This is a genomic window from Enterobacter cloacae complex sp. ECNIH7, assembly GCF_002208095.1.
Classification (GTDB): domain Bacteria; phylum Pseudomonadota; class Gammaproteobacteria; order Enterobacterales; family Enterobacteriaceae; genus Enterobacter; species Enterobacter cloacae_M.
Map to the genome: position 1 here is coordinate 4,391,622 of NZ_CP017990.1, position 24,810 is coordinate 4,416,431.

23 protein-coding genes are annotated in these 24,810 nt (G+C 58.1%); 9 read left to right on the plus strand and 14 right to left on the minus strand.

The genetic code is table 11. The features are described from left to right. The first annotated feature begins 145 nt into the window (after positions 1 to 145). Positions 146 to 1,621, plus strand: coding sequence for a TrkH family potassium uptake protein (locus tag WM95_RS21795; RefSeq protein ID WP_063409075.1), 1,476 nt, complete (start codon positions 146 to 148; stop codon positions 1,619 to 1,621). Between the two features lie 30 nt (positions 1,622 to 1,651). Here the strand turns inward: WM95_RS21795 and ftsP are convergent, their stop codons facing one another. From ftsP to WM95_RS21815, 4 genes are all read right to left on the minus strand, one after another. Further along, the gene (gene ftsP / locus WM95_RS21800) at positions 1,652 to 3,064 is read right to left on the minus strand and encodes a cell division protein FtsP (RefSeq protein ID WP_023309186.1); all 1,413 of its coding nucleotides are present in this window, start codon (positions 3,062 to 3,064) and stop codon (positions 1,652 to 1,654) included. A gap of 58 nt (positions 3,065 to 3,122) precedes the next feature. Next, complete coding sequence (plsC, locus tag WM95_RS21805) at positions 3,123 to 3,860, minus strand: 1-acylglycerol-3-phosphate O-acyltransferase (protein ID WP_023309187.1); 738 nt, start codon at positions 3,858 to 3,860, stop codon at positions 3,123 to 3,125. Positions 3,861 to 4,023: 163 nt separating this feature from the next. Further along, positions 4,024 to 6,282 carry a DNA topoisomerase IV subunit A gene (parC, locus tag WM95_RS21810; protein WP_023309188.1) on the minus strand — a complete coding sequence of 753 codons (2,259 nt, stop codon included), beginning with the start codon at positions 6,280 to 6,282 and terminating at the stop codon, positions 4,024 to 4,026. 118 nt (positions 6,283 to 6,400) lie between these two features. Then, positions 6,401 to 6,802, minus strand: coding sequence for a YgiW/YdeI family stress tolerance OB fold protein (locus WM95_RS21815; RefSeq protein ID WP_023309189.1), 402 nt, complete (start codon positions 6,800 to 6,802; stop codon positions 6,401 to 6,403). A 139-nt stretch (positions 6,803 to 6,941) separates the two neighbouring features. On the opposite strand from WM95_RS21815, the gene qseB reads away from it, so the two are divergent. The 5 genes from qseB to lysM all read left to right on the plus strand — a co-directional run bounded on the left by qseB (position 6,942) and on the right by lysM (position 10,561). Continuing rightward, complete coding sequence (gene qseB, locus WM95_RS21820; protein ID WP_045356056.1) at positions 6,942 to 7,601, plus strand: quorum sensing response regulator transcription factor QseB; 660 nt, start codon at positions 6,942 to 6,944, stop codon at positions 7,599 to 7,601. Next, positions 7,598 to 8,947, plus strand: coding sequence for a quorum sensing histidine kinase QseC (gene qseC / locus WM95_RS21825; RefSeq protein WP_023309191.1), 1,350 nt, complete (start codon positions 7,598 to 7,600; stop codon positions 8,945 to 8,947). Before qseB ends, qseC begins: the two co-directional genes overlap by 4 nt. A gap of 104 nt (positions 8,948 to 9,051) precedes the next feature. Continuing rightward, positions 9,052 to 9,633, plus strand: a complete 582-nt coding sequence (locus WM95_RS21830; RefSeq protein ID WP_023309192.1) for an NAD(P)H-dependent oxidoreductase — start codon at positions 9,052 to 9,054, stop codon at positions 9,631 to 9,633. Positions 9,634 to 9,664: 31 nt separating this feature from the next. After that, positions 9,665 to 9,979, plus strand: coding sequence for a putative quinol monooxygenase (locus WM95_RS21835; protein ID WP_023309193.1), 315 nt, complete (start codon positions 9,665 to 9,667; stop codon positions 9,977 to 9,979). A 141-nt stretch (positions 9,980 to 10,120) separates the two neighbouring features. Continuing rightward, on the plus strand, positions 10,121 to 10,561 hold the full coding sequence (gene lysM, locus WM95_RS21840) for a peptidoglycan-binding protein LysM (RefSeq protein ID WP_023309194.1): 441 nt from the start codon (positions 10,121 to 10,123) through the stop codon (positions 10,559 to 10,561). A 17-nt stretch (positions 10,562 to 10,578) separates the two neighbouring features. Here lysM and WM95_RS21845 read toward each other — a convergent pair whose 3' ends face one another. The 5 genes from WM95_RS21845 to WM95_RS21865 are packed head-to-tail and all read right to left on the minus strand — an operon-like array spanning position 10,579 to position 15,252. Then, positions 10,579 to 11,466 (minus strand): MurR/RpiR family transcriptional regulator, encoded by an 888-nt coding sequence (locus WM95_RS21845; protein WP_063409074.1) that lies wholly within the window; start codon positions 11,464 to 11,466, stop codon positions 10,579 to 10,581. Next, positions 11,463 to 12,413, minus strand: coding sequence for an iron-siderophore ABC transporter substrate-binding protein (locus WM95_RS21850; RefSeq protein ID WP_045356063.1), 951 nt, complete (start codon positions 12,411 to 12,413; stop codon positions 11,463 to 11,465). The genes WM95_RS21845 and WM95_RS21850 overlap by 4 nt, the downstream gene beginning before the upstream one ends. A gap of 9 nt (positions 12,414 to 12,422) precedes the next feature. Further along, complete coding sequence (locus tag WM95_RS21855; protein WP_063409073.1) at positions 12,423 to 13,463, minus strand: FecCD family ABC transporter permease; 1,041 nt, start codon at positions 13,461 to 13,463, stop codon at positions 12,423 to 12,425. Continuing rightward, entirely contained in the window at positions 13,460 to 14,443 is a 984-nt protein-coding gene (locus WM95_RS21860; RefSeq protein WP_063409072.1) for a FecCD family ABC transporter permease, read from the minus strand. Before WM95_RS21860 ends, WM95_RS21855 begins: the two co-directional genes overlap by 4 nt. Continuing rightward, positions 14,440 to 15,252, minus strand: a complete 813-nt coding sequence (locus WM95_RS21865; RefSeq protein WP_063409071.1) for an ABC transporter ATP-binding protein — start codon at positions 15,250 to 15,252, stop codon at positions 14,440 to 14,442. The genes WM95_RS21860 and WM95_RS21865 overlap by 4 nt, the downstream gene beginning before the upstream one ends. 386 nt (positions 15,253 to 15,638) lie before the next feature. On the opposite strand from WM95_RS21865, the gene WM95_RS21870 reads away from it, so the two are divergent. Beyond that, complete coding sequence (locus WM95_RS21870) at positions 15,639 to 17,780, plus strand: TonB-dependent siderophore receptor (protein WP_063409070.1); 2,142 nt, start codon at positions 15,639 to 15,641, stop codon at positions 17,778 to 17,780. A gap of 83 nt (positions 17,781 to 17,863) precedes the next feature. Here the strand turns inward: WM95_RS21870 and parE are convergent, their stop codons facing one another. The 5 genes from parE to nudF are packed head-to-tail and all read right to left on the minus strand — an operon-like array spanning position 17,864 to position 22,272. Beyond that, positions 17,864 to 19,756, minus strand: a complete 1,893-nt coding sequence (gene parE, locus WM95_RS21875) for a DNA topoisomerase IV subunit B (RefSeq protein ID WP_029740698.1) — start codon at positions 19,754 to 19,756, stop codon at positions 17,864 to 17,866. Positions 19,757 to 19,784: 28 nt separating this feature from the next. Continuing rightward, complete coding sequence (gene yqiA / locus WM95_RS21880) at positions 19,785 to 20,366, minus strand: esterase YqiA (protein WP_063409069.1); 582 nt, start codon at positions 20,364 to 20,366, stop codon at positions 19,785 to 19,787. Continuing rightward, the gene (cpdA, locus tag WM95_RS21885; protein ID WP_023309202.1) at positions 20,366 to 21,193 is read right to left on the minus strand and encodes a 3',5'-cyclic-AMP phosphodiesterase; all 828 of its coding nucleotides are present in this window, start codon (positions 21,191 to 21,193) and stop codon (positions 20,366 to 20,368) included. Before cpdA ends, yqiA begins: the two co-directional genes overlap by 1 nt. A gap of 27 nt (positions 21,194 to 21,220) precedes the next feature. Then, a complete protein-coding gene (locus WM95_RS21890) occupies positions 21,221 to 21,643 on the minus strand; it encodes a DUF1249 family protein (RefSeq protein WP_003862516.1) in 423 nt (140 codons plus the stop codon). Next, positions 21,640 to 22,272: an ADP-ribose diphosphatase gene (nudF, locus tag WM95_RS21895; RefSeq protein WP_008502974.1), complete on the minus strand. Its 633-nt coding sequence runs from the start codon at positions 22,270 to 22,272 to the stop codon at positions 21,640 to 21,642. Before nudF ends, WM95_RS21890 begins: the two co-directional genes overlap by 4 nt. A 204-nt stretch (positions 22,273 to 22,476) precedes the next feature. Between nudF and tolC the strand changes: the two genes are divergently transcribed. Together tolC and WM95_RS21905 are read left to right on the plus strand one after the other, a co-directional pair. Further along, on the plus strand, positions 22,477 to 23,955 hold the full coding sequence (gene tolC / locus WM95_RS21900) for an outer membrane channel protein TolC (protein WP_032659905.1): 1,479 nt from the start codon (positions 22,477 to 22,479) through the stop codon (positions 23,953 to 23,955). A 184-nt stretch (positions 23,956 to 24,139) separates the two neighbouring features. Further along, the gene (locus WM95_RS21905; RefSeq protein WP_023309204.1) at positions 24,140 to 24,808 is read left to right on the plus strand and encodes a DUF1190 family protein; all 669 of its coding nucleotides are present in this window, start codon (positions 24,140 to 24,142) and stop codon (positions 24,806 to 24,808) included. Positions 24,809 to 24,810 lie beyond the last annotated feature (2 nt).

Sequence of the window (24,810 nt, forward strand, 5' to 3'; positions counted from 1 at the left end):
GCCAGATTTGAAGAAAAGGATGCATGAAGCAGGCAGATATTCGGGGAAGTCGTTAAAATACGGCGCCCTGATAATTTTGAATCATAATATTCACTATATTTTCCGGTGATTTGCCCCGGAACGTGTTATTGCGCGGAGCTCTGTCGTGAAGCCCAACGATTCGTTACATATATCCCAGCTGCGGGTTGTCCTTCACCTCTGCGGTTTTCTGGTTCTGCTGTACAGCCTTTCCATGCTGCCGCCGATGGTTATCGCCCTGCTGAATAAAGAGCGGACCTACTTTGCCTTTCTGACCACCTTTTTAACCTTTTTTACTCTCGGAGGGTTAACCTGGCGGGCAACCCGTCACGCTGGCATACAGCTGCGCACCCGCGACGGGTTTGTGATTATCGTGCTGTTCTGGCTGCTGTTTTCATTCATTAGCGCCATGCCGCTCTGGATGGATGACGGGCTACGGCTCTCCTTTGCCGACGCGCTCTTTGAAGGGGTTTCCGGGATCACCACCACCGGGGCAACGGTGATCGGGGACGTCAGCGCCCTGCCTAAGTCGTACCTTTATTACCGCGCACAGCTGAATTTCATTGGCGGGTTAGGCGTCATCGTGCTGGCCGTCGCGGTCCTGCCGCTGCTGGGCATTGGTGGCATGAAGCTCTATCAGTCAGAGATGCCGGGGCCGTTCAAGGAGGAGCGTCTGACTCCCCGCCTTGCCGATACCGCGCGCACGCTGTGGGTGACCTACTTCGCGCTGGGCGTGGCCTGCACCCTGGCCTACTGGCTGGCGGGAATGTCATTTTTTGACGCCCTTTGTCACGGGCTGTCGACCGTGTCGCTGGGCGGGTTCTCCACCCGCAGCGAAAGCATTGGGTTTTATGACAGCCACGCGATTGAGCTGGTCGCCGGGGCGTTTTCACTGCTCTCCGCGTTCAACTTCACCCTCTGGTACGTCGCCATTGTCAGACGCACCCTGAAACCGATTCGCCGCAGCCCGGAGGTTAAATTCTTTCTGAGCGCCGCCGCGGTGATTATTGTCATCACCGCCTGGCAGGTCTGGCATGCCGGGATGTACAACGCTACGGATAGCCTGGTGCACGCCTTCTTCCTTGCCAGTTCGATGATGACCGATAACGGCCTTTCGACCGCCGACTATGCCCAATGGCCCGCACACACCATCTTCCTGCTGTTGAGCGCCAGCTTTTTTGGCGGCTGCGTAGGCTCGACCTGCGGCGGGATCAAAGCCCTGCGTTTTCTCATTATGTTCAAGCAGAGTATTCAGGAGATGAACCAGCTGGCGCATCCGAGAGCGCTGCTGAGCATTAAGGTGGGCAAAAGCGTGGTGAATGAACGCGTCCTGCGCTCGGTATGGAGCTTCTTTTTTCTCTACGTCATGATCACGGGCTTTTTTGTCTGGTCGCTCAATCTGATGGGCTACGACCTGTTCACCGCATTCGCAACGGTCGCCGCCTGCATCAACAACATGGGGCTGGGGTTTGGGGAGACGGCGTCGACGTTTGGCACGTTAACAGAGGGGGCAAAACTGCTGATGTGCGCGGCGATGATCTTAGGGCGTCTGGAAATTTACCCGGTGCTGATTCTGTTCTCGCGCTTTTTCTGGCGGGCATAAAACATTCCCGGCGAACCGGGAATGTCAGGATTATGGCGCAGGGTTGATCAGCATCTGCCCCACGGAGCCCCTGTCCATCATCTCCAGCGTCTGGCTGTGGAACAGGAACGGGAAGTGCGGCCACGAAGGCTGACCATAGTAGACAAGCAGTTCAACCTGACCGTCCACCCAGACGGTATCTTTCCAGCCGCGGTCTTCCGGGAACGGCATCGCACCGTTGACGTTGCGGATCAGGAATGCCACCCCTTCAATATGGAACGACTGCGGCATATCTGAACGGACCGTCCAGCGCTCCCAGGTGCCCTGCTGCGCGGTAATGTCGATGCGGTTGACGTCCCACAGCGCGCCGTTGATGCCCGGGTCATCGCCCAGGCTGATATCACGGCTGCGCACCGGCGAGCCGCTCATGATCTCCTGCGGCAGCAGGCGCATTGGCAGGCTATCGGTCACCAGCGGCAGCAGACCGGTCGGGCGCAGGGTCAGCACCAGGGTCGAGACAAGAATGCTCGACGGTTCAAAGAACCCGCGAATGCGGTCCACAATGCTGGCCGCTTCACCGCAGGTGACAGACACTTCATCCCCGTTGGTCATATCAATGAGAACTTCACGACGTTCTCCCGGCGAGAGCGCCAGCTGTTTGACGGACACCGGGGCCGGTAAAAAGCCCTGGTCGCCGGAGATCACGTGCAGCGGACGGCCATCGCTCATTTGCAGCTGATAGCGGCGCGAGTTGGACGCGTTGAGCAGGCGCAGGCGCACCCAGCCGCGCGAGACCTCGACATACGGGCTTTGCGCGCCGTTGACCAACAGCGTATCGCCGACGAAGCCACCGCTGCCCGGCTCGCTGTATTCCGGCGTACCGAAATTATCCAGACGCTTGTCCTGGATGATAATCGGGAAGTCATCCACGCCGTAGTGGTTCGGGATCGGCAGGGATTTGCTGACCTCATCTTCCACCAGCCACATTCCTGCCAGGCCGTTATAAACCTGCTGCGCCGTACGGTTAGGCGTGTTGGCGTGATACCACAGGGTGGCCGCGCTCTGGCGAATCGGCAGAACCGGCGCCCAGTCGGCGCTGGGTGACATCATTCGCGCCGCGCCGCCAATCAACGGGCCGGGCACCTGTAGGCCGCTGATGGTCATGGCAACATTTTCAGGGGTGCGGTTACTGTAGATGAGCTTTACGTCATCGCCATTCCACACGCGTATGGTCGGCCCAAGGTAACGTCCGTTAATGCCCCAGACCGGCGCGCGCGTTCCCTGGGTGAAGGACCAGTGGCTGCGCTGCAGCGTCAGGAAAAGCGGCTGACCGCGACGAGATTCAATTAATGGCGGAATAGGCAGCGGCTGTTGCTGCCCGGCGGCGCTGGCTGTCAGCGGCATCGCACCCGCACAAAGGGCGATCCCGGAAGCCTGAATAAACTGACGCCGACTGAGTGACATATAAGCTCCATCTGAAACGACTAACAACGCGGGAATTCGTTTTCCCTTCAACGCCGGATTAAATCTTACCGGCGGCTTCTCTCTCTGCGACTTCTTTGTCGAGCTGCGCAATATGCTGAGCCATCAGCTCACGGCAGTGCGCTGCCAGCTCGCGCACCTGGTCTTTACCGTATTTGCTGGTATCGACGGGTGGCAGCATTTCGACAATCACCAGCCCGTTATTCAGGCGGTTAAGATTAATCTTATTCGAAGTATTGGAAACGCACACAGGAATAATTGGAACACCTGCCGCAATTGCGGCATGAAACGCCCCGGTTTTAAACGGCAGCAGGCCGCGGCCGCGGCTGCGCGTTCCTTCCGGGAACATCCAGATTGAGATTTTGCGCTTTTTAAAATGATTCACCACTTCCGCAATGGTGCTGTGCGCTTTCGCGCGGTTGTTACGGTCGATCAGCAGGTTACCGGTCAGCCAGTACAGCTGGCCAAAAAACGGGATCCACAGCAGGCTTTTTTTTCCCACCGTCACGGTCGGTGGAAGCACGATATTTGCGGCGGTCACCATATCGTAATTGTTCTGATGGTTGGCGATATAGATGGCGTTACCGAAATTCTCCGCCCCTTCAGGCAGACGTTTTTCAACCTTCAGACCAAACAGCGGCGCAAGACGACCGAACATATGGCCAAAGGTGGCAACATGCTTCGGATTACGCGGGCTGAAAAGGCAATAAATAGAGCCGAAAATACAGACCAGAATGCAGTAGATTACGGTAAGAATAAGACGAACAATATATAGCATAGCGACCTCTGAAGCCCCAACAGCTGACAATTATACTTCACCTGTGGCCAGGTAAGGACTTTATTACGAGCGCGTATTGTTAATCGCAACGCACGAATTAACAACGATTTTACGGGAAATTTTATTGAAACTCCCCCTCCGGGCAGAGGGGGATATCACGACATTACTCTTCGCTGTCACCCGCGGTGCTGCGTGCAGGAGAGTCAATCTCCACGCGGTCGATGCGCTGCAGGCCGCGCATCAGCGAGCCGCGGCGACCGCGCTCACCCACCACTTTCTGCAGCTCTTCCGGACGCAGCTTGATCTTACGCTTGCCGACGTGAATGGTCAGCGTACTCTGCGGCGGCAGGAGGAAGAGGTGCGCCAGGCCATCTTCGCCTTTCGCGGCTTCCGCCGACGGGATGTTGATGATCTTGTTGCCCTTGCCTTTCGACAGCTCCGGCAGATCGCTGACCGGGAACATCAGCATACGTCCGGCGGTGGTGATCGCCAGCAGCATGTCGCTTTCGTTCTCGATCACCAGCGGCGCCATCACGTGGGCGTTGTCCGGCAGGCTAATCAGCGCCTTACCGGCACGGTTACGGGAGACCAGATCGTTGAAGGTACAGATAAAGCCGTAGCCCGCATCGGACGCCATGAGCAGCTTCTGGTCATCGGCTTCCATCAGCATATGGTCAACCGTCGCACCCGGCGGCAGCGTCAGCTTGCCGGTGAGCGGCTCGCCCTGCCCGCGCGCGGAAGGCAGCGTAATCGGGTCGATGGCGTAGCTGCGGCCGGTGGAGTCGATAAACGCCACCGGCTGGTTGCTCTTGCCTTTCACCGCCGCTTTGAAGCTGTCGCCCGCTTTGTAGCTCAGCCCCGGCGCGTCGATATCGTGGCCTTTGGCGCTGCGCACCCAGCCGCTCTGCGACAGAACAATGGTGACCGGCTCGGACGGCTGCATGTCATGCTCGTTCATCGCCTTCGCTTCTTCGCGCTCGTGCAGCGGAGAACGACGGTCGTCGCCGAAGGCGTCTGCATCGGCCTGCAGCTCTTTCTTAAGCAGGGTGTTCATCTTGCGCTCGGACGCGAGGATCGCCTGCAGCTGATCGCGCTCTTTTTCCAGCTCGTTCTGCTCGCCGCGGATCTTCATCTCTTCCAGTTTGGCGAGATGGCGCAGCTTCAGTTCGAGGATCGCTTCGGCCTGGGTTTCGCTGATGCCAAAGCGCGACATCAGCGCCGGCTTCGGCTCGTCCTCGGTACGGATGATCTCAATCACTTCATCGATATTGAGGAACGCCACCAGCAAACCTTCGAGGATATGCAGGCGCTTAAGCACTTTCTCCAGACGATGGTTCAGACGACGACGGACAGTATCGCGGCGGAAGGTCAGCCATTCGGTGAGGATCTCCAGCAGATTTTTCACCGCCGGGCGTCCGTCGAGGCCAATCATGTTCAGGTTGATGCGGTAGCTTTTTTCCAGATCGGTGGTGGCAAACAGGTGGTTCATCACCTGCTCCATGTCCACGCGGTTGGAACGCGGCACGATAACCAGACGGGTCGGGTTCTCATGATCCGATTCGTCGCGCAGGTCGTCCACCATCGGCAGCTTTTTATTGCGCATCTGGGAGGCGATCTGCTCCAGCACTTTAGCACCGGAAACCTGATGCGGCAGCGCGGTGATCACCACGGCGCCGTCCTCTTTATTCCACACCGCGCGCATGCGCACGGAGCCGCGACCGTTCTGGTAGATTTTGCGGATTTCCGCGCGCGAGGTGATGATCTCAGCTTCGGTCGGGAAATCTGGCCCCTGCACGATATCCAGCAGCTCGTCGAGCGTCGCTTTCGGCTGCTCGATGAGGGTAATAGCGGCTTTCGCCACTTCACGCAGGTTGTGCGGCGGAATGTCCGTCGCCATACCGACCGCGATACCGGTGGTACCGTTCAGCAGGATGTTCGGCAGACGCGCGGGCAGCATCTTCGGCTCCTGCATCGTACCGTCGAAGTTTGGCACCCAGTCAACGGTTCCCTGACCCAGCTCGCCCAGCAGCACTTCGGCATATTTAGAGAGACGGGATTCGGTATAACGCATCGCCGCGAAGGATTTCGGATCGTCCGGCGCACCCCAGTTCCCCTGCCCGTCCACCAGCGGGTAGCGGTAAGAGAACGGCTGCGCCATCAGCACCATCGCTTCATAACAGGCGCTGTCGCCGTGCGGGTGGTATTTACCCAGTACGTCACCGACGGTACGGGCGGATTTCTTGAACTTGGCGGTGGCGTTCAGCCCCAGTTCGGACATCGCATAGACGATGCGGCGCTGAACGGGCTTCAGGCCATCCCCGATAAACGGCAACGCCCTGTCCATGATGACGTACATGGAGTAGTTCAGGTAGGCGTTTTCCGTGAATTCATGTAGCGCGAGGCGCTCTGCCATATCGCTCATTACGTGTGATTCCTCAACTCAGAAACCGAAGGGTTTCAGGCAATATTGCCGCAGATACTACCTCATCTGATGAATTGAGTCACAAAGAAAAAGGGCCGCACAGGCGGCCCTTTTCGGGTTATTTGTTCAGCTTAATAACCTGCTTCACGTCGATTTCAAACTCGTTCCAGTCTTTATCGACTTTACCCTGCAGTTCAACTTTATCCTGCGGAGTGACGGTCACGCCGTTCCAGCGCTTGTGGTCAATCTCAACTACGACCGTGCCGGACTCATCGCGGAAGGTGTAGCGGTCATCGGACAGGCGCTCGGTAATGTTCCCGCGCAGCTTCACCCAGGCATCGTCCTTCAGGTCTTTCACTTTTGCCGCGGTGGTGAGGTTGGCGTTGTTATCGACAAAACCGCCCTGCTGAGTTTGCGTCTGGGTCTGTGTGGCCGATGGGCCAGTAAAACCGCCCTGAGCAGCAAAGACCGGCGCGGTGGTCATCATCATGATGGCAGCAATTGCAGCGAATTTTTTCATTTTCATCTCTCCCTTTAATGTCGTTTCGCAATCCATTTAACAGGGTAATCCTTAACAACTTCTTAAGGGAAAAATTTATTTATTATTGCTGTACAGCAGGCGCTTACAGAGGGTTTACTGACGGCATCAAGGAGGGAACATGCGTATTTTACTGGTAGAAGACGACAGGTTAATCGGCGACGGTATCAAGGCGGGGCTAAGCAAAATGGGCTTTAGCGTGGACTGGTTTACCGACGGTAAAACCGGCCAGGCCGCTCTCTCCTCTGCACCCTATGATGCCGTGGTGCTGGATCTGACGCTGCCGGAAATTGACGGTCTGGACATTCTGCGCGCGTGGCGCGAAAGCGGGCGCAGCGAGCCGGTATTAATTCTGACGGCGCGGGATGCGCTTAACCAGCGCGTCGAAGGGCTGCGTCTTGGGGCGGATGATTATCTCTGTAAGCCGTTCGCGCTGATCGAAGTGGGTGCCCGCCTCGAAGCGCTGGTCCGCCGCAGCCACGGCCAGGCGCGTAGCGAACTGCGTCACGGGAAGGTCACGCTCGATCCGACCCGTCTCATCGCCACGCTGGACGGTGAGCCGCTGACGCTCAAGCCGAAAGAGTTCGCGCTGCTGGAGCTGTTAATGCGTAACGCCGGTCGGGTGCTGCCGCGAAAGCTGATCGAGGAAAAACTCTATACCTGGGACGACGACGTCTCCAGCAACGCCATCGAGGTTCACGTCCATCATTTGCGCCGCAAGCTTGGGAGCGAGTTTATCCGCACCGTGCACGGCATCGGCTACACCCTGGGTAACGCATGAAACTGACGCAACGCCTTAGCCTTAAGCTGCGCCTGACGCTTCTCTTCCTGCTGCTCTCTCTGACGGCCTGGTTTGCCGCCAGCCTGGTCGCCTGGCAGCAGACGACCCACAAGCTCGACAAGCTGTTCGATACCCAGCAGATGCTGTTTGCTAAACGGCTGCTGACGATGGATCTGGACGAGATCCGCGCCCCCGAACGCATGCGCGAGATCCCGAAAAAAGTGAAGCACGGTCGTCTGGACGACGACGCGCTGGCTTTCGCCATTTACGCCGTCGACGGCAAAATGCTCCTCAACGACGGTGAAAACGGACGCGATATTCCGTACCACTATCGCCGCGACGGGTTCGATAACGGGCAGCTACAGGGCGACAACGACGAGTGGCGTTTTTTATGGCTGACTTCACCTGACGGAAAATACCGCGTGGTGGTCGGCCAGGAGTGGGAGTACCGCGAGGAGATGGCGCTGGACGTGGTCAGCTCGCAGCTGACCCCCTGGCTGGTGGCGCTGCCCGTGATGTTGCTGCTGCTGATCGTCCTCCTGAGTCGGGAGCTGAAGCCGCTGAAAAAGCTGGCGCAGACCCTGCGCTCCCGCTCGCCGGATGCCACCGATAAACTGCCGACGGAGGGCCTTCCTACGGAAGTGCGCCCCCTGCTCGACGCGCTGAATCATCTCTTCGCGCGCACCCAGGAGATGATGACCCGCGAGCGCCGCTTTACGTCCGATGCCGCCCACGAGCTACGCAGCCCGCTGGCGGCACTGAAGGTGCAAACTGACGTGGCGCAGCTGTATCAGGACGATCCCGAGGCGCAGTCCAAAGCCCTTTCGCAGCTACATGCGGGTATCGACCGCGCCTCCCGGCTGGTGGATCAACTCCTCACGCTGTCGCGTCTGGACTCGCTGGATAACCTTGACGATGTCGAACCGATTCCCCTGGCCGACTTGCTGCAGTCAGCCGTGCTGGATATCTGGCATCCGGCGCAGCAGGCGGGCATTGATCTTCGCCTGAACATCCATGCACCAGAGGTTACACGCACGGGCCAGCAGCTCCTCATGAGCCTGCTGGTGCGCAACCTGCTGGATAACGCGATTCGCTACAGCCCGCGCGGCAGCGTGGTGGACGTGACGCTGGACGCGCGTGGCTTTACCGTGCGCGACAACGGTCCAGGCATTTCACCTGACGCGCTGGCGCGCGTCGGCGAGCGCTTTTATCGTCCGCCGGGTCAGGATGCCACGGGCAGCGGGCTGGGGTTATCCATTGTAAAACGCATCGCCACCCTACACGGGATGCGCGTTTCGCTGAGCAATGCGCCTGAAGGCGGTTTTGAAGTGAAGGTCAGCTGGTAGGGATTATTGCGTTTAACGCAAAAGACTTTGCACATTTTGCTCATTTTACCGCACCGTCCTCGCGCGTAGAATACTGGCCATACTCTCATCATCGAGGACAAATAATGAGCAACATCCTGATTATCAACGGTGCAAAAGAATTTGCGCATTCTAAAGGCCAGCTGAATGACACCCTGACCGAGGTCGCGGACGGTTTCCTGCGCGACGCCGGGCATGATGTTAAGGTCGTGCGCGCGGACAGCAATTATGACGTGAAGGCCGAAGTGCAGAACTTCCTGTGGGCTGACGTGGTGATCTGGCAGATGCCAGGCTGGTGGATGGGCGCGCCGTGGACCGTAAAAAAATACATGGACGACGTGTTCACCGAAGGTCACGGTTCACTGTATGCCAGCGATGGCCGCACCCGCTCTGACGCCTCCAAAAAATACGGCTCGGGCGGCCTGATTCAGGGCAAAAAATATATGCTCTCGCTGACCTGGAACGCCCCGCTGGAAGCCTTCACCGATAAAGATCAGTTCTTCGAAGGCGTGGGCGTCGACGGCGCGTACCTGCCGTTCCACAAGGCTAACCAGTTCCTGGGCATGGATCCGCTGCCGACCTTTATCGTCAACGACGTGATTAAAATGCCTGACGTCCCGAGCTATATCGCAGAATATCGCAAGCATCTCGCGAAAATTTTTGCTTAACTGGTAGCCTGGAATTAAAGGAGTAGTAAACATGCTTACCGTAATCGCAGAAATCCGTACTCGTCCAGGTCAACATCACCGTCAGGCGGTGCTGGATCAGTTCGTGAAAATTATCCCGACCGTACTGAAAGAAGAAGGCTGCCACGGCTACGCGCCGATGGTGGATGCCGCCACTGACGCCAGCTTCCAGGCGACCGCGCCAGACTCAATCATCATGGTTGAGCAGTGGGAAACCGTCGCGCACCTTGAAGCGCACCTGCAGACCCCTCACATGAAAGCGTGGAGCGATGCGGTGAAGGGTGACGTGCTGGAGACCCACATCCGCATTCTGGAGCAAGGGGTTTAAGTTTCCCCTCACCCCGCCCTCTCCCACAGGGAGAGGACGAACAGATCCAGGCCCGGTGAGCGTCAGCGCTACCGGGTTTTTTATCAGCTTAAAACTCAACTGCTATGCTTATTCTGACTTCATGATTAACAGGAGGATGGAATGGGTCTTTTTAACTTCGTGAAAGAAGCAGGCGAAAAGCTATGGGATAACCTGACCGATCATAAAGGCCAGAGTGACAAAATCACCGAGCATCTCAAAAAACTCAATATTCCCGGTTCAGATAAGGTTCAGGTTAACGTTACCGACGGCAAAGCCAGCGTGACGGGTGACGGGCTGACCCAGGAGCAGAAAGAAAAAATCCAGGTCGCCGTCGGGAACATCGCGGGCGTCAGCGAGGTGGAGAACAACATCACCGCGACCGATGCCAAAGATGAAGCCACCTACTATACGGTGAAATCCGGCGATACCCTGAGCGCTATCTCCAAAACCGTCTACGGCGATGCCAACAAGTACAATAAGATTTTTGAGGCTAACCGCCCGATGCTCTCCAGCCCGGATAAAATCTATCCTGGCCAGACGCTGCGTATTCCTAAGGCGTGATCCGCGAGCCGGGGAAATCAGCTGCTTTTCTTCCCCGGTTTTAACCCACGATGTAACTCGTTGATGCGCTTCATCGACTTGATGGTGCGCTGCGGCTCGGTGGAGGCCACGGATAAAATAATCATCTCCAGACACAGCAGCACCGTACCGTGGAGCGGAATTTTGCCTTTTTCGCCGCCGCGCGGAACGTGAATCACCACGCTGGCCTCCTTGCTGAAGCGTGAGTCGAGGGCGTTGGTCAGCAGGATGGTTGGAATGCCCAGACGCTTCGCTTCACGCAGCGTGGTTTGCCCCTCCCGGTGCGCGGATTTCTGCGCCATCATCACCAGCACGTCGCCGCGCTGAAGCGCAATCAGCTGCTCGGCAAGCCCTATTCCGGTACGGTTAAGCGGCGTGGCGGGTAACCCCATTCGGCTGAACAGCCTGGCGGTGTACTCGGCCAGAATGCCGGAGGCGCCAATGCCAAATATGGCGACCTGCCTCGTCTGCGCCAGCAGAGAGACGGCCTGGGCCATCGCGTAGCGGTTGTGGGGCTCGGATAACACTTCGCAGGTGTGCTGATGCCCCTCCAGCACGAAATCAATGCTCGCGTTGACGTCGCTGGCGAGCGTATTCACCGTGGTGGACATCTTTTCGCTGGAGGTGACCACCGGACCAAACCACTGCTCCAGCGTTTGCTTGAGATCGCGCAGCCCGGCGAAACCCAGCGCCTGAATGGCGCGGACCACCGTGGCGTCTGAGGTTTTCAACAGCGTCGCGATCTCCATTGCGGTCTGTTCCATCACCGCTTCTCGGTTGTCATGAATATAGCGTGCAACCTGCAGCAGACGCGGCGTCAGCTGATGCGCGCGCGCGCGAAAGCGGTCGCCATAGACATCCACGCGCCCTTTCTCTTTGCGGATCACCGTGTCGCCTCCGGCAGCGGACGTCCGGCAATCTGCGACTGCACCTGCGCGGCCATCAGCCCTAACGAGGCGTACGAATTCGAGATGGCCTCTTCACGCGAGATCAGTACGTAATGCCCGGTTCGGCAGGCATTCAGGAACTGACACCAGCCCGGCATGACCGCATCCATCGCCGCCAGCTCGTCCTGCGGTTTACCGCCCGTATCCCCGCGCCAGGTGGCGAAGACGAAATCGGCATCCAGCTCCGGCAGGCGCTCGGCGCTGACGTCGATGCGCCCTCCTTCCGGGATGCTCTCAATCAGCGGCGGGAAGGTGAACCCGGCGTCGCGCAGCACGCGGCCCAGCGAGTGGTAGCTGTGCATGGCGTTAATCTTTCCCTGATTCGCCTGAATCACGGACACGGTCACCTTGCGGGTATCAATAGTCGCCTTCAGCGCCTTAATCTGCTCCTGATAGCGCCGCTCCAGAACCTTAAGCCGCGCCTGCGTTCCCGTCAGCTGAGCCAGCTTGCGGTAGATCTCCGGCGCGCCGCCGTCGAGATGATCGATGCTCACCGTCGGGGCAATTTTCGCCAGCTGTTCCACCGGGGTGTTGCGGGTCGGCTCGGTAACGATCAGGTCAGGCTTTGCGGCGGCGATGGCTTCAATGTCGATATCGGCCGTGCCGATAAATTTAATGTCGGAATTATCGAAGTCGACGCCGGTCAACATGCCGCTGGAGCGCAGAAAGTGGCTGCCGTCCGGCCGCGTGCGGCCATGGCTTGCCACCGGCGGCACGCCAAGCTCAATCAGCGGAATGGTGATATCCAGATCGTGTAAAGAGACAATCCGTTTCGGATGAACCGGCACCACCACTTTTCGGTTCAGATCGTCAGTAAACGTCTGCGTCGGCTCCGCCGCACCCACCGCGAACCCCACCAGCAACAGCATCGAAAACAGTACGCGCATCATAGTCTCCTAAAATCTGTCCCGACGCTGCCAGAGCAGCAGCAGGAAAAACGGTCCGCCAATCAATGAAATCACAATTCCCGCCGGCAGCTGCAGCGGGAGGAATGCCAGACGTCCGACATTATCAGCCAGCAGCACCAGCAGCGCGCCCAGCACGGCGCTTCCAGTCAGGAGCGCGGTTTGCCCACCGCGCAGCAGCAGGCGCGCCATATGCGGGGCAATAAGCCCCACGAAACCAATACCGCCCACGCACGAGACGCAGGCCGCCGTCAGCACCACCGGAGCGAGAACTCGCAGCAGCGCCAGCCGGGTTATGCGCACGCCAAGGCCCACGGCGGCCTGATTGCCGAGCAACGCCACGTCCGCAGCCCGTGCGGTAAAAAGCAGCAGCGCAAACGCGGGGGCAGCCCAGAGCGCGGCTAACCCCACCAGCGTCCAGTTTGCCGCATGCAGGCTTCCCGCCAGCCACAGCATCGCCGTCTGCACGTCCCGCACGTCGGCGGTGGTGATAAAGACGCCCATTGCGGCGGCAAACGCCCACGACACGCCGATGCCGATCAGGATGAACCGCGGGCGCGAGATATCGCGCGCCAGGCCGATAACCAGCAGCGCGGTAAGCAGTCCACCGGCCATGCCGACCAGAGGACGCCAGGCCAGGCCCAGCGCCGGGAACTGAAAAATCAGCAGCAGTACCGCCGCGCTACAGCCCTCCTTCACGCCGATAAGCCCGGGATCGGCCAGACCATTGCGGGTGATGGACTGCATTGCCGCCCCCGCCATGCCGAGCATCGCGCCGCACAGCACCGCCATCAGCAGGCGCGGCAGGCGAATATCCATCACGATGTAGCGCGTCTCCGCCGTCAGACTCTCAGGAGAAAACAGCGCGCGCCCGATGGCGGAGGTGGGAACAGGCAGAGATCCGTGCGTCAGACCAAAGCCCAGCAGGCTTAACGCCACCAGCGCCAAAAGCGTCAGGCACGCCAGCGCCCGCGGGCGAACCAGCGCCGATACACGGCCAATACGGATCGCGCGGAATCCGGCCCGGTTCATTTGAACATCCTCGACGCCATAAAGATGAATACGGGTGCGCCGACCAGGGCCGTCATGATGCCGGTTGCCAGCTCCCAGGGCGTAAACAGCGAGCGGGCGGCGATATCCGCCAGCAGCAGAACCAGCGCGCCGCACAGGGCTGACAGCGGCACCATCACGCGTAAATCGACCGACACCAGACGGCGAATGAGCTGCGGCACGACCAGGCCGATAAAGCCAATCGGCCCGGCAATTGAGACGGCCGCGCCGCAGAGCAGCGCGATGGCCAGCAGGGCGAGCAGGCGGGTTTTCAGCAGCGACACGCCAAGCCCCTGCGCCATTCGGTCTCCCAGCGCAAGCATGTTGAGCGAGGGCGATAGACCGATGGCGAGAACAAAACCAGCGGCTGCAGCCCACAGGGCGCTCTGGAGCATCTGCGCGTTGATCCCGGCGATATCACCCGCGAGCCAGGTGCGCAGAGAGAGCAGCGTCTGTTCATCGAGAATTAACACCGCGGCGGTAATCGACGAGGCAAACGCCGACATCGCCACGCCGCACAGCGTGACCTTCATCGGCGTAAGCCCGGTGCGACCGGACGAGGAGAACATCAGCACCAGCAAAAACAGCGCGGCGGCACCGGCGGCGGCAACGAGCGGGCGACCAAACGGCAGCGACAGCCCAAGCGCGCTGGTAATCACTACCGCCAGCGCGGCCCCGGCGTTGAGCCCCAGAATATGCGGCTCGCCGAGCGGGTTGCGGATCACGGACTGCAGCAGCACGCCCGCCACGCCGAGCGCGGCGCCCGTCACCATCGCGGCGCAGAGGCGCAGCAGTCTTAATTTGATAATGACGTTATGGTCGAAATTGCGCGGATCGAAATGGAAGAATGCCTCCACCACCGTCTGCGGGGCGATGAAGCGTGCGCCGATGCCCAGGTGCATAATCGCGCCCAGCACTAGCAGCAGTGCGAAGATCGGAAAGGGCAGAGAGGAGCGCATCATGGCTGAACGGTGCTCTGGCGAAACGGCATAAAGAACGGCTTGCCGGTCAACGGGTTTATGGACATATGCACGTCGACATCAAACACCGCTTTGATCAGCTCCGGCGTGCAAACATCGCCCTCATGCAATACGCCTTCAACTTTCCCCTGGCGTAAAAAGACCAGCGAATCGCCGTAGTTCACGGCGAAGTTGAGATCGTGCAGCACCACCACGACGGTACGTCCGTGCTGGCGGGTCAGGGTGTGCAGCAGTTCCAGGATCTCCACCTGATAGCGAAGATCGAGAAACGTCGTGGGCTCGTCAAGCAGGATATACGGCGTTTGCTGCGCCAGCGCCATGGCGATCCAGCAGCGCTGACGCTGGCCGCCGGATAAGCTTTCCACCGGCATATGGGCAAACTCCGCCGTTCCGGTCAGACGCAGGGCCTCTTCCACTGCCAGCTCGTCCTCGTCGCTCCACTGGCGCATAAAGTTTTGCCAGGGAAAACGCCCGCGCGAGACCAGCTCAAAGACGGTTAACCCTTCCGGCAGCAGCGGAGACTGCGGCAGGATACCCAGTTCGCGGGCGACGGCTTTGGTCGGCTGCTCGTGGATCGCCTTGCCGTCGAGAACTGCCGCGCCGCCAAGCGGCTGAAGCAAACGCGCAATGGTGCTCAGCAGCGTGGATTTTCCGCAGCCGTTCGCCCCTACCAGCACGGTCATTTTCTGCTGTGGGATCGCAAGGGAGATATCATCAACGATGATTTTTTTCTGATAGCCCGCAGAGAGGTTCTCCAGAACCAGTCCCGGTTTTTTTGTGTTGTGAGCCACGTGAATGCCAACGTAATAAAAAAGCGCAACAAATATAAATAAAAATCATTCTCTTTTGAGAGTTTGACGCTGCGCCATGTAGTAGTCAAGAGAAGAAACACCCTGATAAAACCAGGGATAAGTCTAAGGGGGAATGAACAAGAAATGACTTTCAAAAGCATTTAATTCAATAAGTTAATAATTGTCCCGCTGCGCTTATACGCCCGGATAAACGTTGTAGCCGATTTTTGCTTTTTTCCATTTACTACTACATTCGCGCATGATTGAATGATTCTCAATTACATGTCCGATGCCCGCCGTGGCTAACGGACAGACCGTAAAGGGCAATGACTCACACATTTTTCCGCGAAACGTCATTCGCGGGATATTTCGGGATAACAGATGTAATGGCTACGTTCACACCTTCACTCTCTGGGGTAAAAGGGCGCGCGCTCTTTTCACTGCTGTTCATGGCGCCGCTGGTGCAGGCAGCAGATAACACCGCGACTAAAGACGGCGAAACGCTTACTGTCACCGCCGATCCAAATACGACGGCGGAGGCCACGAATGGCTATCAGCCGTTGAATACCTCCACCGCGACGTTAACCAACATGCCGATGCTGGACATCCCGCAGGTGGTCAATACCGTCAGCGACAAAGTGCTGGAGGATCAGCATGCCACCACGCTGGATGAAGCGCTCTATAACGTCAGCAACGTGGTGCAGACCAACACCCTGGGCGGTACGCAGGATGCCTTCGTGCGCCGCGGATTTGGCGCGAACCGCGACGGCTCGATCATGACCAACGGCCTGCGCACCGTGCTGCCGCGCAGCTTTAATGCCGCAACCGAGCGCGTGGAGGTGCTGAAAGGCCCGGCCTCGACCCTATACGGTATTCTCGACCCCGGCGGCCTGATCAACGTCGTCACCAAACGCCCGGAGAAGACCTTCGGCGGCTCACTTTCCGCTACCTCGTCCAGCTTTGGCGGCGGCACCGGACAGGTTGATGTTACCGGCCCGATTGACGGCACGCGTCTGGCGTATCGCCTGACGGGCGAATATCAGGACGAGGATTACTGGCGTAATTTCGGCAACGAACGCAGCACCTTTATCGCCCCGTCGCTGACCTGGTTCGGCGACGATGCCACTGTGACCGTGCTCTATTCGCATCGCGACTATAAAACGCCGTTCGATCGCGGAACGATCTTCGATCTCAACACTAAAAAAGCCGTCGACGTCGATCGTAAAACCCGCTTCGACGAACCGTTTAACGTGACCGACGGTCAGTCCGATCTCGCTCAGCTCAACGCGGAGTATCGCCTCAACAGCCAGTGGACCGCGAAGTTTGACTACAGCTACAGCCAGGATAAATACAGCGATAACCAGGCCCGCGTGATGGCCTACGATTCAAAAACCGGCACCCTGACCCGCCGCGTGGATGCGACCCAGGGCTCGACCCAGCGCATGCACACGACGCGCGCGGATCTACAGGGAAACGTGGACATCGCGGGCTTTTACAATGAGATCCTGACCGGCGTGTCGTATGAGAATTACGATCTGCTGCGTACGGACATGATCCGCTGTAAGAACGTTAAGGATTTCAATATTTACAACCCGAGCTACGGCAGCCTCGGCAAGTGCACCACCGTCTCGGCAGCCGACAGCGATCAAACCATCAAGCAGGAGAGCTACTCCGCCTACGCGCAGGACGCGCTGTACCTGACCGATAAGTGGATCGCCGTCGCCGGAATGCGCTATCAGTATTACACCCAGTATGCGGGGAAAGGCCGTCCGTTTAACGTGAACACCGACAGCCGCGACGACCAGTGGACGCCGAAGCTGGGTCTTGTTTATAAGCTCACCCCAGCGGTCTCGCTGTTTGCCAACTATTCCCAGACGTTTATGCCGCAGTCGTCCATTGCGAGCTACATCGGCGACCTGCCGCCGGAAACGTCTAACGCGTATGAAATCGGCGCTAAGTTTGACCTGTTCGACGGCATTACCGCCAATATCGCGCTGTTTGATATCCACAAGCGCAACGTGCTGTACACCGAAAGCATTGGTGATGAAACCGTCGCTAAAACCGCGGGCCGCGTGCGCTCCCAGGGCGTGGAGGTGGATCTTGCCGGCTCGCTGACCGAGAACACCAACATTATCGCCAGCTACGGCTATACCGACGCGAAGGTGCTGGAAGACCCGGACTATGCGGGCAAACCGCTGCCAAACGTGCCGCGCCATACCGGCTCCCTGTTCCTGACCTACGATATTCACAATGCGTTTGCCGGGAATACCCTGACGCTGGGCGGCGGCGGGCACGGCGTAAGCCGTCGTTCCGCAACCAACGGTGCGGATTATTATCTGCCGGGCTATTTCGTGGCGGATGCGTTTGCGGCGTACAAAATGAAGCTACAGTATCCGGTGACGCTGCAGGTGAACGTGAAAAATCTGTTTGATAAGACCTACTACACGTCGTCCATTGCGACCAACAACCTGGGCAACCAGATTGGCGATCCGCGCGAAGTGCAGTTTACGGTGAAGATGGAGTTTTGACGTAAAAAAGCCCGGTGGCGCTAACGCTTACCGGGCCTACGATCCATTCCCTCTCCCTGTGGGAGAGGGTTAGGGTGAGGGCATCAGGCCTCAATATCCGCCATATCGCCTTTCTCCTGCAGCCAGTTGCGTCGGTCTTCCGAACGTTTCTTGGCAAGGAGCATATCCATCATGGCGTTGGTTTGCTGTTCGTCTTCGTCGCTGATCGTCAGCTGCACCAGACGGCGCGTGTTCGGATCCAGCGTCGTTTCGCGAAGCTGCATCGGGTTCATCTCGCCCAGCCCTTTAAAGCGCTGCACGTTCGGTTTGCCCTTCTTGCGCTTCAGCTGTTCCAGCACGCCCGCTTTCTCTTCTTCCGTCAGCGCGTAGTAAACCTCTTTGCCGAGGTCGATACGGTACAGCGGCGGCAGCGCCACGTGGACGTGACCGTTTTTCACCAGCGTTTTGAAATGCTTCACGAAGAGCGCGCACAGCAGCGTGGCGATGTGCAGACCATCGGAGTCCGCATCCGCGAGGATACAGATCTTGCCGTAGCGCAGCTGGCTCAGATCGTCGCTGTCCGGATCGATGCCGATCGCTACCGAGATATCGTGCACTTCCTGCGAGGCCAGCACTTCATCAGAAGAGACCTCCCAGGTGTTCAGGATCTTACCCTTGAGCGGCATGATCGCCTGATATTCACGATCGCGCGCCTGCTTGGCCGATCCGCCCGCCGAGTCCCCTTCCACGAGGAACAGCTCGGTACGGTTGAGATCCTGCGCGGTACAGTCCGCAAGCTTGCCAGGCAGCGCAGGGCCGCTGGTCAGCTTTTTACGCACCACTTTCTTCGCAGCACGCAGACGACGCTGGGCGCTGGAAATCGCCATTTCGGCCAGCATCTCTGCCGCCTGCACGTTCTGGTTCAGCCACAGGGTAAACGCATCTTTCACCACGCCGGAGACGAATGCCGCGCACTGACGTGACGACAGGCGCTCTTTGGTCTGGCCGGCAAACTGCGGATCCTGCATCTTCACGGAGAGCACGTAGGCGCAGCGATCCCAGATATCTTCCGCCGACAGCTTCACGCCGCGTGGCAGAATATTGCGGTATTCGCAGAACTCACGCATCGCGTCCAGCAGCCCCTGACGCAGTCCGTTAACGTGCGTACCGCCGAGCATGGTCGGGATCAGGTTAACGTAGCTTTCCGTCAGCAGCTCGCCGCCTTCCGGCAGCCACAGCAGCGCCCAGTCCACGGCTTCGGTATCGCCGCTAAAGTTACCGACAAACGGTTTTTCCGGCAGCGTTGGCAGGCCGTTTACCGCTTCGCACAGGTAGTCGTTCAGACCGTCGGCGTAGCACCAGGTTTGTGCGGTATTGTTAACGTGATCGGTAAAGGTGATTTCCACGCCCGGACACAGCACCGCTTTGGCTTTCAGCAGGTGCGTCAGGCGAGAAACGGAAAAGCGCGGGCTGTCGAAGAAGCTTTCGTCAGGCCAGAAGTGGACGCTGGTGCCGGTATTGCGTTTGCCGCACGTGCCGACAACCTGCAGATCCTGCACCTTATCGCCATTTTCAAACGCGATGTTATAGACCTGACCGTCGCGACGAACGTTCACTTCCACGCGTTTGGACAAGGCGTTCACGACGGAAATGCCCACGCCGTGCAGACCACCGGAGAACTGGTAGTTCTTGTTGGAGAACTTACCGCCCGCGTGCAGACGACAGAGGATCAGCTCAACGGCAGGCACGCCCTCTTCCGGGTGGATATCCACCGGCATGCCGCGCCCGTCGTCGATGACTTCCAGCGACTGATCGGCGTGCAGGATAACGTCGACGCGTTTGGCATGGCCCGCCAGCGCTTCGTCCACACTGTTATCAATAACTTCCTGGCCCAGATGGTTTGGGCGCGTCGTATCGGTGTACATCCCCGGGCGGCGGCGAACCGGCTCAAGCCCGGTGAGGACCTCAATGGCATCAGCGTTATAGGTTTGCGTCATGATTTAAACTAGCAATTCGCATTGATTGTCAGTGGCTGTGCAGTCCAAGAAAATCGACAATCTGGGTGAAATGATTCTCAAAGCCCGTGAAAGCATGGTTTCCGCCCTCTTCTATAGTCTGGCGGCAGGAGGCGTAATACGCCACTGCCTGGCGGTAATCCAGGACTTCATCACCCGTCTGTTGCAGCAGCCAGATGAGATCCGGCGCCTCAAGCGGGTCGACCTGCATAACTTTGAGATCGTAAATATGGCGTGACTCTAGCACATATTGCTGCCCGGTGTAGGGGTTCTCGTTTACGCCAAGAAAGTCCCTCAGCAGCTCAAATGGCCGAACCGCCGGATTAACCACAACGGCGGGCAGCATGAAGCATTGTGAAAGCCAGGTGGCGTAGTACCCGCCCAGGGATGAACCGACCACACCGAAGGTTTCGCCGCCGTGCGCAAGCACAATAGATTCCAGCATCTCAGCGGCCTCTGCCGGGTAAGGCGGCAGCTGCGGGATAATCATCTCAACGTCGGGGTGATGCTCGCTCAGCCACTGGCGAAACTGTGTCGCTTTTGCGGAGCGCGGCGAGCTGTTGAATCCGTGCAGATAAAGGAGCGTAGACATCAATAGCCTTCTGAAGCGGTATCCGGGCGGAATTTTGCACCGGTCAAACGGCAGACTTCCGTGGTCAGCGAGCCGTCGGCATGCAGTTCCAGCCAGCGCCAGCCTGGCGCGATGGTATCCAGCGTAAAGTTGGCGCAGTGCGGCTTAAACTGAACGCAGGTCGATGGCGTCGCCAGCATGCGGCGTCCGTTCCAGTCGAGATCCTGTTCCTGGTGAATATGCCCACACAGCAGATTTTTCACCCGTGGGAACTTGGCCAGCACGCGATCCAGCGCTGCGGAGTTGCGCAGGCTGTGCTGATCGAGCCAGCTGCAGCCCGCCGGCAGAGGATGATGATGCAGCAACAGCAGCGTGTGGCGTTCAGGTTCAGCAGCCAGTTTGGTCTCAAGCCAGTCGAGCTGAAACTCGCTTAACTCACCGTGCGGGACGCCGAACACCTGGCTGTCAAGCAGCAGGATCTGCCACTGTTCACCCGCAAAAACACATTTCGCCGGCGAAATGCCCGCATCCTGAAGAGAACTGTACATAGCAGGCTGGAAGTCATGGTTTCCTGGCAGCCAGACGCAAGGCACGCTAAAGCTCGCGATGCCTTCAGCAAAATGCTGGTAGGCCGCGGAGGACTGATCCTGCGCCAGATCGCCCGTTGCGACAATCAGATCGCATGCACGGTTTTCAGCGTGAATGGCGCTAAGCACCGCCTGATAACTCTCCCAGGTGTTGACCCCCAGTAGCGTCTCATGCTTTTCGGCAAAAAGGTGGGTATCGGTGATTTGTAATATCCTGACTGGCGCCCCACCAGCAACAGTCAGGTTCAACAGGCTTTCCAAATGGTGTCCTTAGGTAGGTTTATGACGCTAACAAACCGGAATCGCCATTGCTCCATGTGCTAAACAATATCTTAGCCAGTCGGCTAAAAACTGGTTAATTTGATGCTTTTCGTCGCGTTGATGCAACTTTTTATTGGGGTAATCATACCGCGCTTTGAAGCGAAAGATCTGCTGGCTTGAACACACTTCAGCGACCATCGCGTCATGATAGAGGCGCACCGTCATCGACGGCAGGCTCCAGTAGCTAATGCTGGGTGCCGTTTGCTCAATCTCCACCAGCGTAGTGTAGCGCGTTGATTCTGTTATGGTTAACCGATACTGCGCGTTGCTCACCTGATAGCTTACCGTTTCGCCGGGTGCGTCGTTTCGCGGCAGCAGGCGGCGCAGCTGTGCGAAATTGGTTTCGCACAGGCGCATCATTTCTGGGAAGTCAGGCGTATAGCGCTTCATTTTTTCCACTCGTTTCGTAATGTCTGATAATGCAGCTGTAGCCATTGCAGGGCGATGACAGACGCTGCGTTGTCGATTTTCCCCTCTTCTACCCACTGATAAGCCTGTTCCCGGCTCACCACATGAACCCGAATATCTTCGTTTTCATCTGCCAGACCGTGGATCCCTTCCGCCGTCGTGGCGTCCACTTCGCCCACCATAATGGACAAGCGCTCGCTGGTACCGCCCGGGCTTGCCAGATAGCTCAGCACCGGCTTGGTGCGACCCACCACCAGTCCGGCCTCTTCCAGCGCCTCGCGCCGGGCGACGTCTTCAACCGTTTCACCTTCTTCGATCATCCCGGCCACCATCTCCAGCAGCCACGGGCTCTCACTGACGTCATAAGCGGCGATGCGGATCTGCTCCACCAGCACAACTTCGTCACGCACTGGGTCAAAGGGTAGCAAGACTGCCGCATGCCCGCGCTCAAAAATTTCGCGTCTGATTTCGCCGCTCATTTCCCCGTTAAACAGGCGATGCCTGAAACGGTAAAGATCCATTGAAAAAAAACCGCTATAAAGCGTTTCTCGTGCAATAATTTCTACATCGTTTTTGGCGAATGTCACGGGCAACTTTTCTGGTTTTTGCATGGGTCGAGTCCTGGTAGCAATGGTGATGAAATTGTGAATTTCAAGGCTGTTTGGCTGCCGTTTGTAAGGCTATATGGTAGATTGGTGCAAATTACCGCCAGATGGCACGTTACGCCAACCTTTTGGTATGGAAGATTCTGTTAGAATCGGCAATTATTTTTTAATTAGATCAGCGCTAATACTGCTTCACAACAAGGAATGCAAATGAAGAAATTGCTCCCCATCCTTATCGGCCTGAGCCTGACGGGCTTCAGTGCAATGAGCCAGGCGGAAAACCTGTTACAGGTCTACCAGCAGGCACGTCTGGGCAACCCTGATTTACGTAAATCAGCGGCCGATCGTGATGCTGCGTTTGAAAAGATTAACGAAGCGCGTAGCCCCTTGCTGCCACAGTTAGGTTTAGGTGCAGATTATACCTACAGCAACGGTTTCCGCGACGCTAACGGCGTAAACTCCAATGCTACCAGCGCCTCACTGCAATTGACACAGACGCTGTTTGATATGTCCAAATGGCGTGCCCTGACCCTACAGGAAAAGAGTGCTGGTATTCAGGATGTGACCTATCAAACCGACCAGCAGACGCTGATCCTGAACACTGCCACAGCGTACTTCAACGTGCTGAGCGCGATTGACGCACTCTCCTACACCGAAGCGCAGAAACAGGCGATTTACCGCCAGTTAGATCAAACCACCCAGCGTTTCAACGTGGGCCTGGTGGCGATCACCGACGTGCAGAACGCCCGTTCACAGTACGATACCGTGCTGGCTAACGAAGTGACCGCGCGTAACAACCTCGACAACGCGCTGGAATCCCTGCGTCAGGTCACCGGGAATTACTATCCTGAGCTGGCGTCGCTGAACGTGGACAGCTTCAAAACGGATAAACCGCAGGCCGTTAACGCCCTGCTGAAAGAGGCGGAAAACCGCAACCTGAGTTTGCTGCAGGCGCGTCTGAGCCAGGACCTGGCCCGCGAGCAAATTCGTCAGGCGCAGGACGGCCATCTGCCAACCCTGAGCCTGAGCGCGTCTACCGGTGTCTCTGATACGACCTACAGCGGCTCTAAAACCAATACGTCCCAGTATGACGACAGCAATATGGGTCAGAACAAAGTAGGTCTGAGCTTCTCCCTGCCGCTGTACCAGGGCGGCCAGGTCAACTCTCAGGTGAAACAGGCGCAGTACAACTTTGTTGGCGCGAGCGAGCAGCTGGAAAGCGCCCACCGCAACGTGGTGCAGACCGTACGTTCCTCCTTTAACAACGTGAACGCCTCGATCAGCAGCATCAACGCCTATAAACAGGCCGTTGTGTCTGCACAGAGCTCTCTGGATGCGATGGAAGCGGGCTACTCGGTCGGTACACGTACTATCGTGGACGTGCTCGACGCGACCACCACGCTGTACAACGCGAAACAGCAGCTCTCAAGCGCGCGTTACCAGTACCTGATTAACCAGCTGAACATCAAACAGGCTTTGGGTACGCTGAACGAGCAAGATCTGCAGATGCTGAACAGCGCGCTGGGCAAACCGGTCTCCACCTCTCCGGACAGCGTTGCACCGGAGAACCCGGAGCAGGTTGCCGCGGTTGATAACTTCAACGCTAACAGCAACACCCCTGCGGCACAGCCGGCCGCTGCGCGTACCACTACATCCGCCAGCAAAGGCAATAATCCGTTCCGTAATTAAGAGTGTCATCAGGTCCACTGCGGCCTGATGCCCTCGCCCTCTCCCACAGGGAGAGGGCGCATCTGAATCACATCCGAACGTAAGCCAACGTAAAGATCCCCCTGATTACGCCCCTCTTCGCTTCATTTTCAACCACTCATCCTCTATCCTGAGCGTTATTACCACTGGGTCCTGGAAGACAAAGATGAAACGGACAAAATCTATAAATCACGCTTCGTTCCGTAAGAGCTGGAACGCGCGTCACCTCACCCCTGTTGCGCTGGCGGTCACGGCTGTCTTTATGCTGGCAGGCTGTGAGAAAAATGACGAAACGGTTTCGCTGTATCAAAACGCGGACGACTGCTCTGCCGCCACTGGTAAAGCGGCCGAATGTAAAACGGCCTACACCAGCGCGCTGAAAGAAGCGGAACGTACCGCGCCGAAATATGCCTCACGCGAAGACTGCGTGGCGGAGTTTGGTGAAGGTCAGTGCCAGCAGGCACCGGCTCAGGCCGGCACCGCACCTGAAAATCAGGCTCAGGCGCAGTCCAGCGGCAGCTTCTGGATGCCGCTGATGGCAGGCTACATGATGGGTCGCCTGATGGGCGGCGGTGCGGGCTATCAGCAGCAGCCGCTGTTTAGCTCGAAAAACCCGGCCAGCCCGGCTTACGGTCAATATACCGATGCCAGCGGCAAAGGCTACGGCGCAGCGACCCCCGGCCGCACCGTGACCGTACCGAAAACGGCGATGGCGCCCAAGCCTGCGACCACCAGCACCATCACCCGCGGCGGGTTTGGTGAATCTGTGGCGAAGCAGACCAGTATGCAGCGCAGTGCGACAGGCACCTCCTCTACTCGCTCAATGGGCGGCTAATC

What these genes read in the sequence shown, in the direction of transcription:
- qseB (WP_045356056.1), top strand. Translation starts at nt 6,942, where the DNA reads ATGCGTATTTTACTGGTAGAAGACGACAGGTTAATCGGCGACGGTATC.
- WM95_RS21815 (WP_023309189.1), bottom strand. Translation starts at nt 6,802, where the DNA reads ATGAAAAAATTCGCTGCAATTGCTGCCATCATGATGATGACCACCGCG.
- WM95_RS21850 (WP_045356063.1), bottom strand. Translation starts at nt 12,413, where the DNA reads ATGCGCGTACTGTTTTCGATGCTGTTGCTGGTGGGGTTCGCGGTGGGT.
- WM95_RS21830 (WP_023309192.1), top strand. Translation starts at nt 9,052, where the DNA reads ATGAGCAACATCCTGATTATCAACGGTGCAAAAGAATTTGCGCATTCT.
- nudF (WP_008502974.1), bottom strand. Translation starts at nt 22,272, where the DNA reads ATGCAAAAACCAGAAAAGTTGCCCGTGACATTCGCCAAAAACGATGTA.
- yqiA (WP_063409069.1), bottom strand. Translation starts at nt 20,366, where the DNA reads ATGTCTACGCTCCTTTATCTGCACGGATTCAACAGCTCGCCGCGCTCC.
- WM95_RS21860 (WP_063409072.1), bottom strand. Translation starts at nt 14,443, where the DNA reads ATGATGCGCTCCTCTCTGCCCTTTCCGATCTTCGCACTGCTGCTAGTG.
- WM95_RS21870 (WP_063409070.1), top strand. Translation starts at nt 15,639, where the DNA reads ATGGCTACGTTCACACCTTCACTCTCTGGGGTAAAAGGGCGCGCGCTC.
- lysM (WP_023309194.1), top strand. Translation starts at nt 10,121, where the DNA reads ATGGGTCTTTTTAACTTCGTGAAAGAAGCAGGCGAAAAGCTATGGGAT.
- qseC (WP_023309191.1), top strand. Translation starts at nt 7,598, where the DNA reads ATGAAACTGACGCAACGCCTTAGCCTTAAGCTGCGCCTGACGCTTCTC.
- parE (WP_029740698.1), bottom strand. Translation starts at nt 19,756, where the DNA reads ATGACGCAAACCTATAACGCTGATGCCATTGAGGTCCTCACCGGGCTT.
- WM95_RS21890 (WP_003862516.1), bottom strand. Translation starts at nt 21,643, where the DNA reads ATGAAGCGCTATACGCCTGACTTCCCAGAAATGATGCGCCTGTGCGAA.
- WM95_RS21835 (WP_023309193.1), top strand. Translation starts at nt 9,665, where the DNA reads ATGCTTACCGTAATCGCAGAAATCCGTACTCGTCCAGGTCAACATCAC.
- ftsP (WP_023309186.1), bottom strand. Translation starts at nt 3,064, where the DNA reads ATGTCACTCAGTCGGCGTCAGTTTATTCAGGCTTCCGGGATCGCCCTT.
- parC (WP_023309188.1), bottom strand. Translation starts at nt 6,282, where the DNA reads ATGAGCGATATGGCAGAGCGCCTCGCGCTACATGAATTCACGGAAAAC.
- WM95_RS21855 (WP_063409073.1), bottom strand. Translation starts at nt 13,463, where the DNA reads ATGAACCGGGCCGGATTCCGCGCGATCCGTATTGGCCGTGTATCGGCG.
- plsC (WP_023309187.1), bottom strand. Translation starts at nt 3,860, where the DNA reads ATGCTATATATTGTTCGTCTTATTCTTACCGTAATCTACTGCATTCTG.
- WM95_RS21905 (WP_023309204.1), top strand. Translation starts at nt 24,140, where the DNA reads ATGAAACGGACAAAATCTATAAATCACGCTTCGTTCCGTAAGAGCTGG.
- tolC (WP_032659905.1), top strand. Translation starts at nt 22,477, where the DNA reads ATGAAGAAATTGCTCCCCATCCTTATCGGCCTGAGCCTGACGGGCTTC.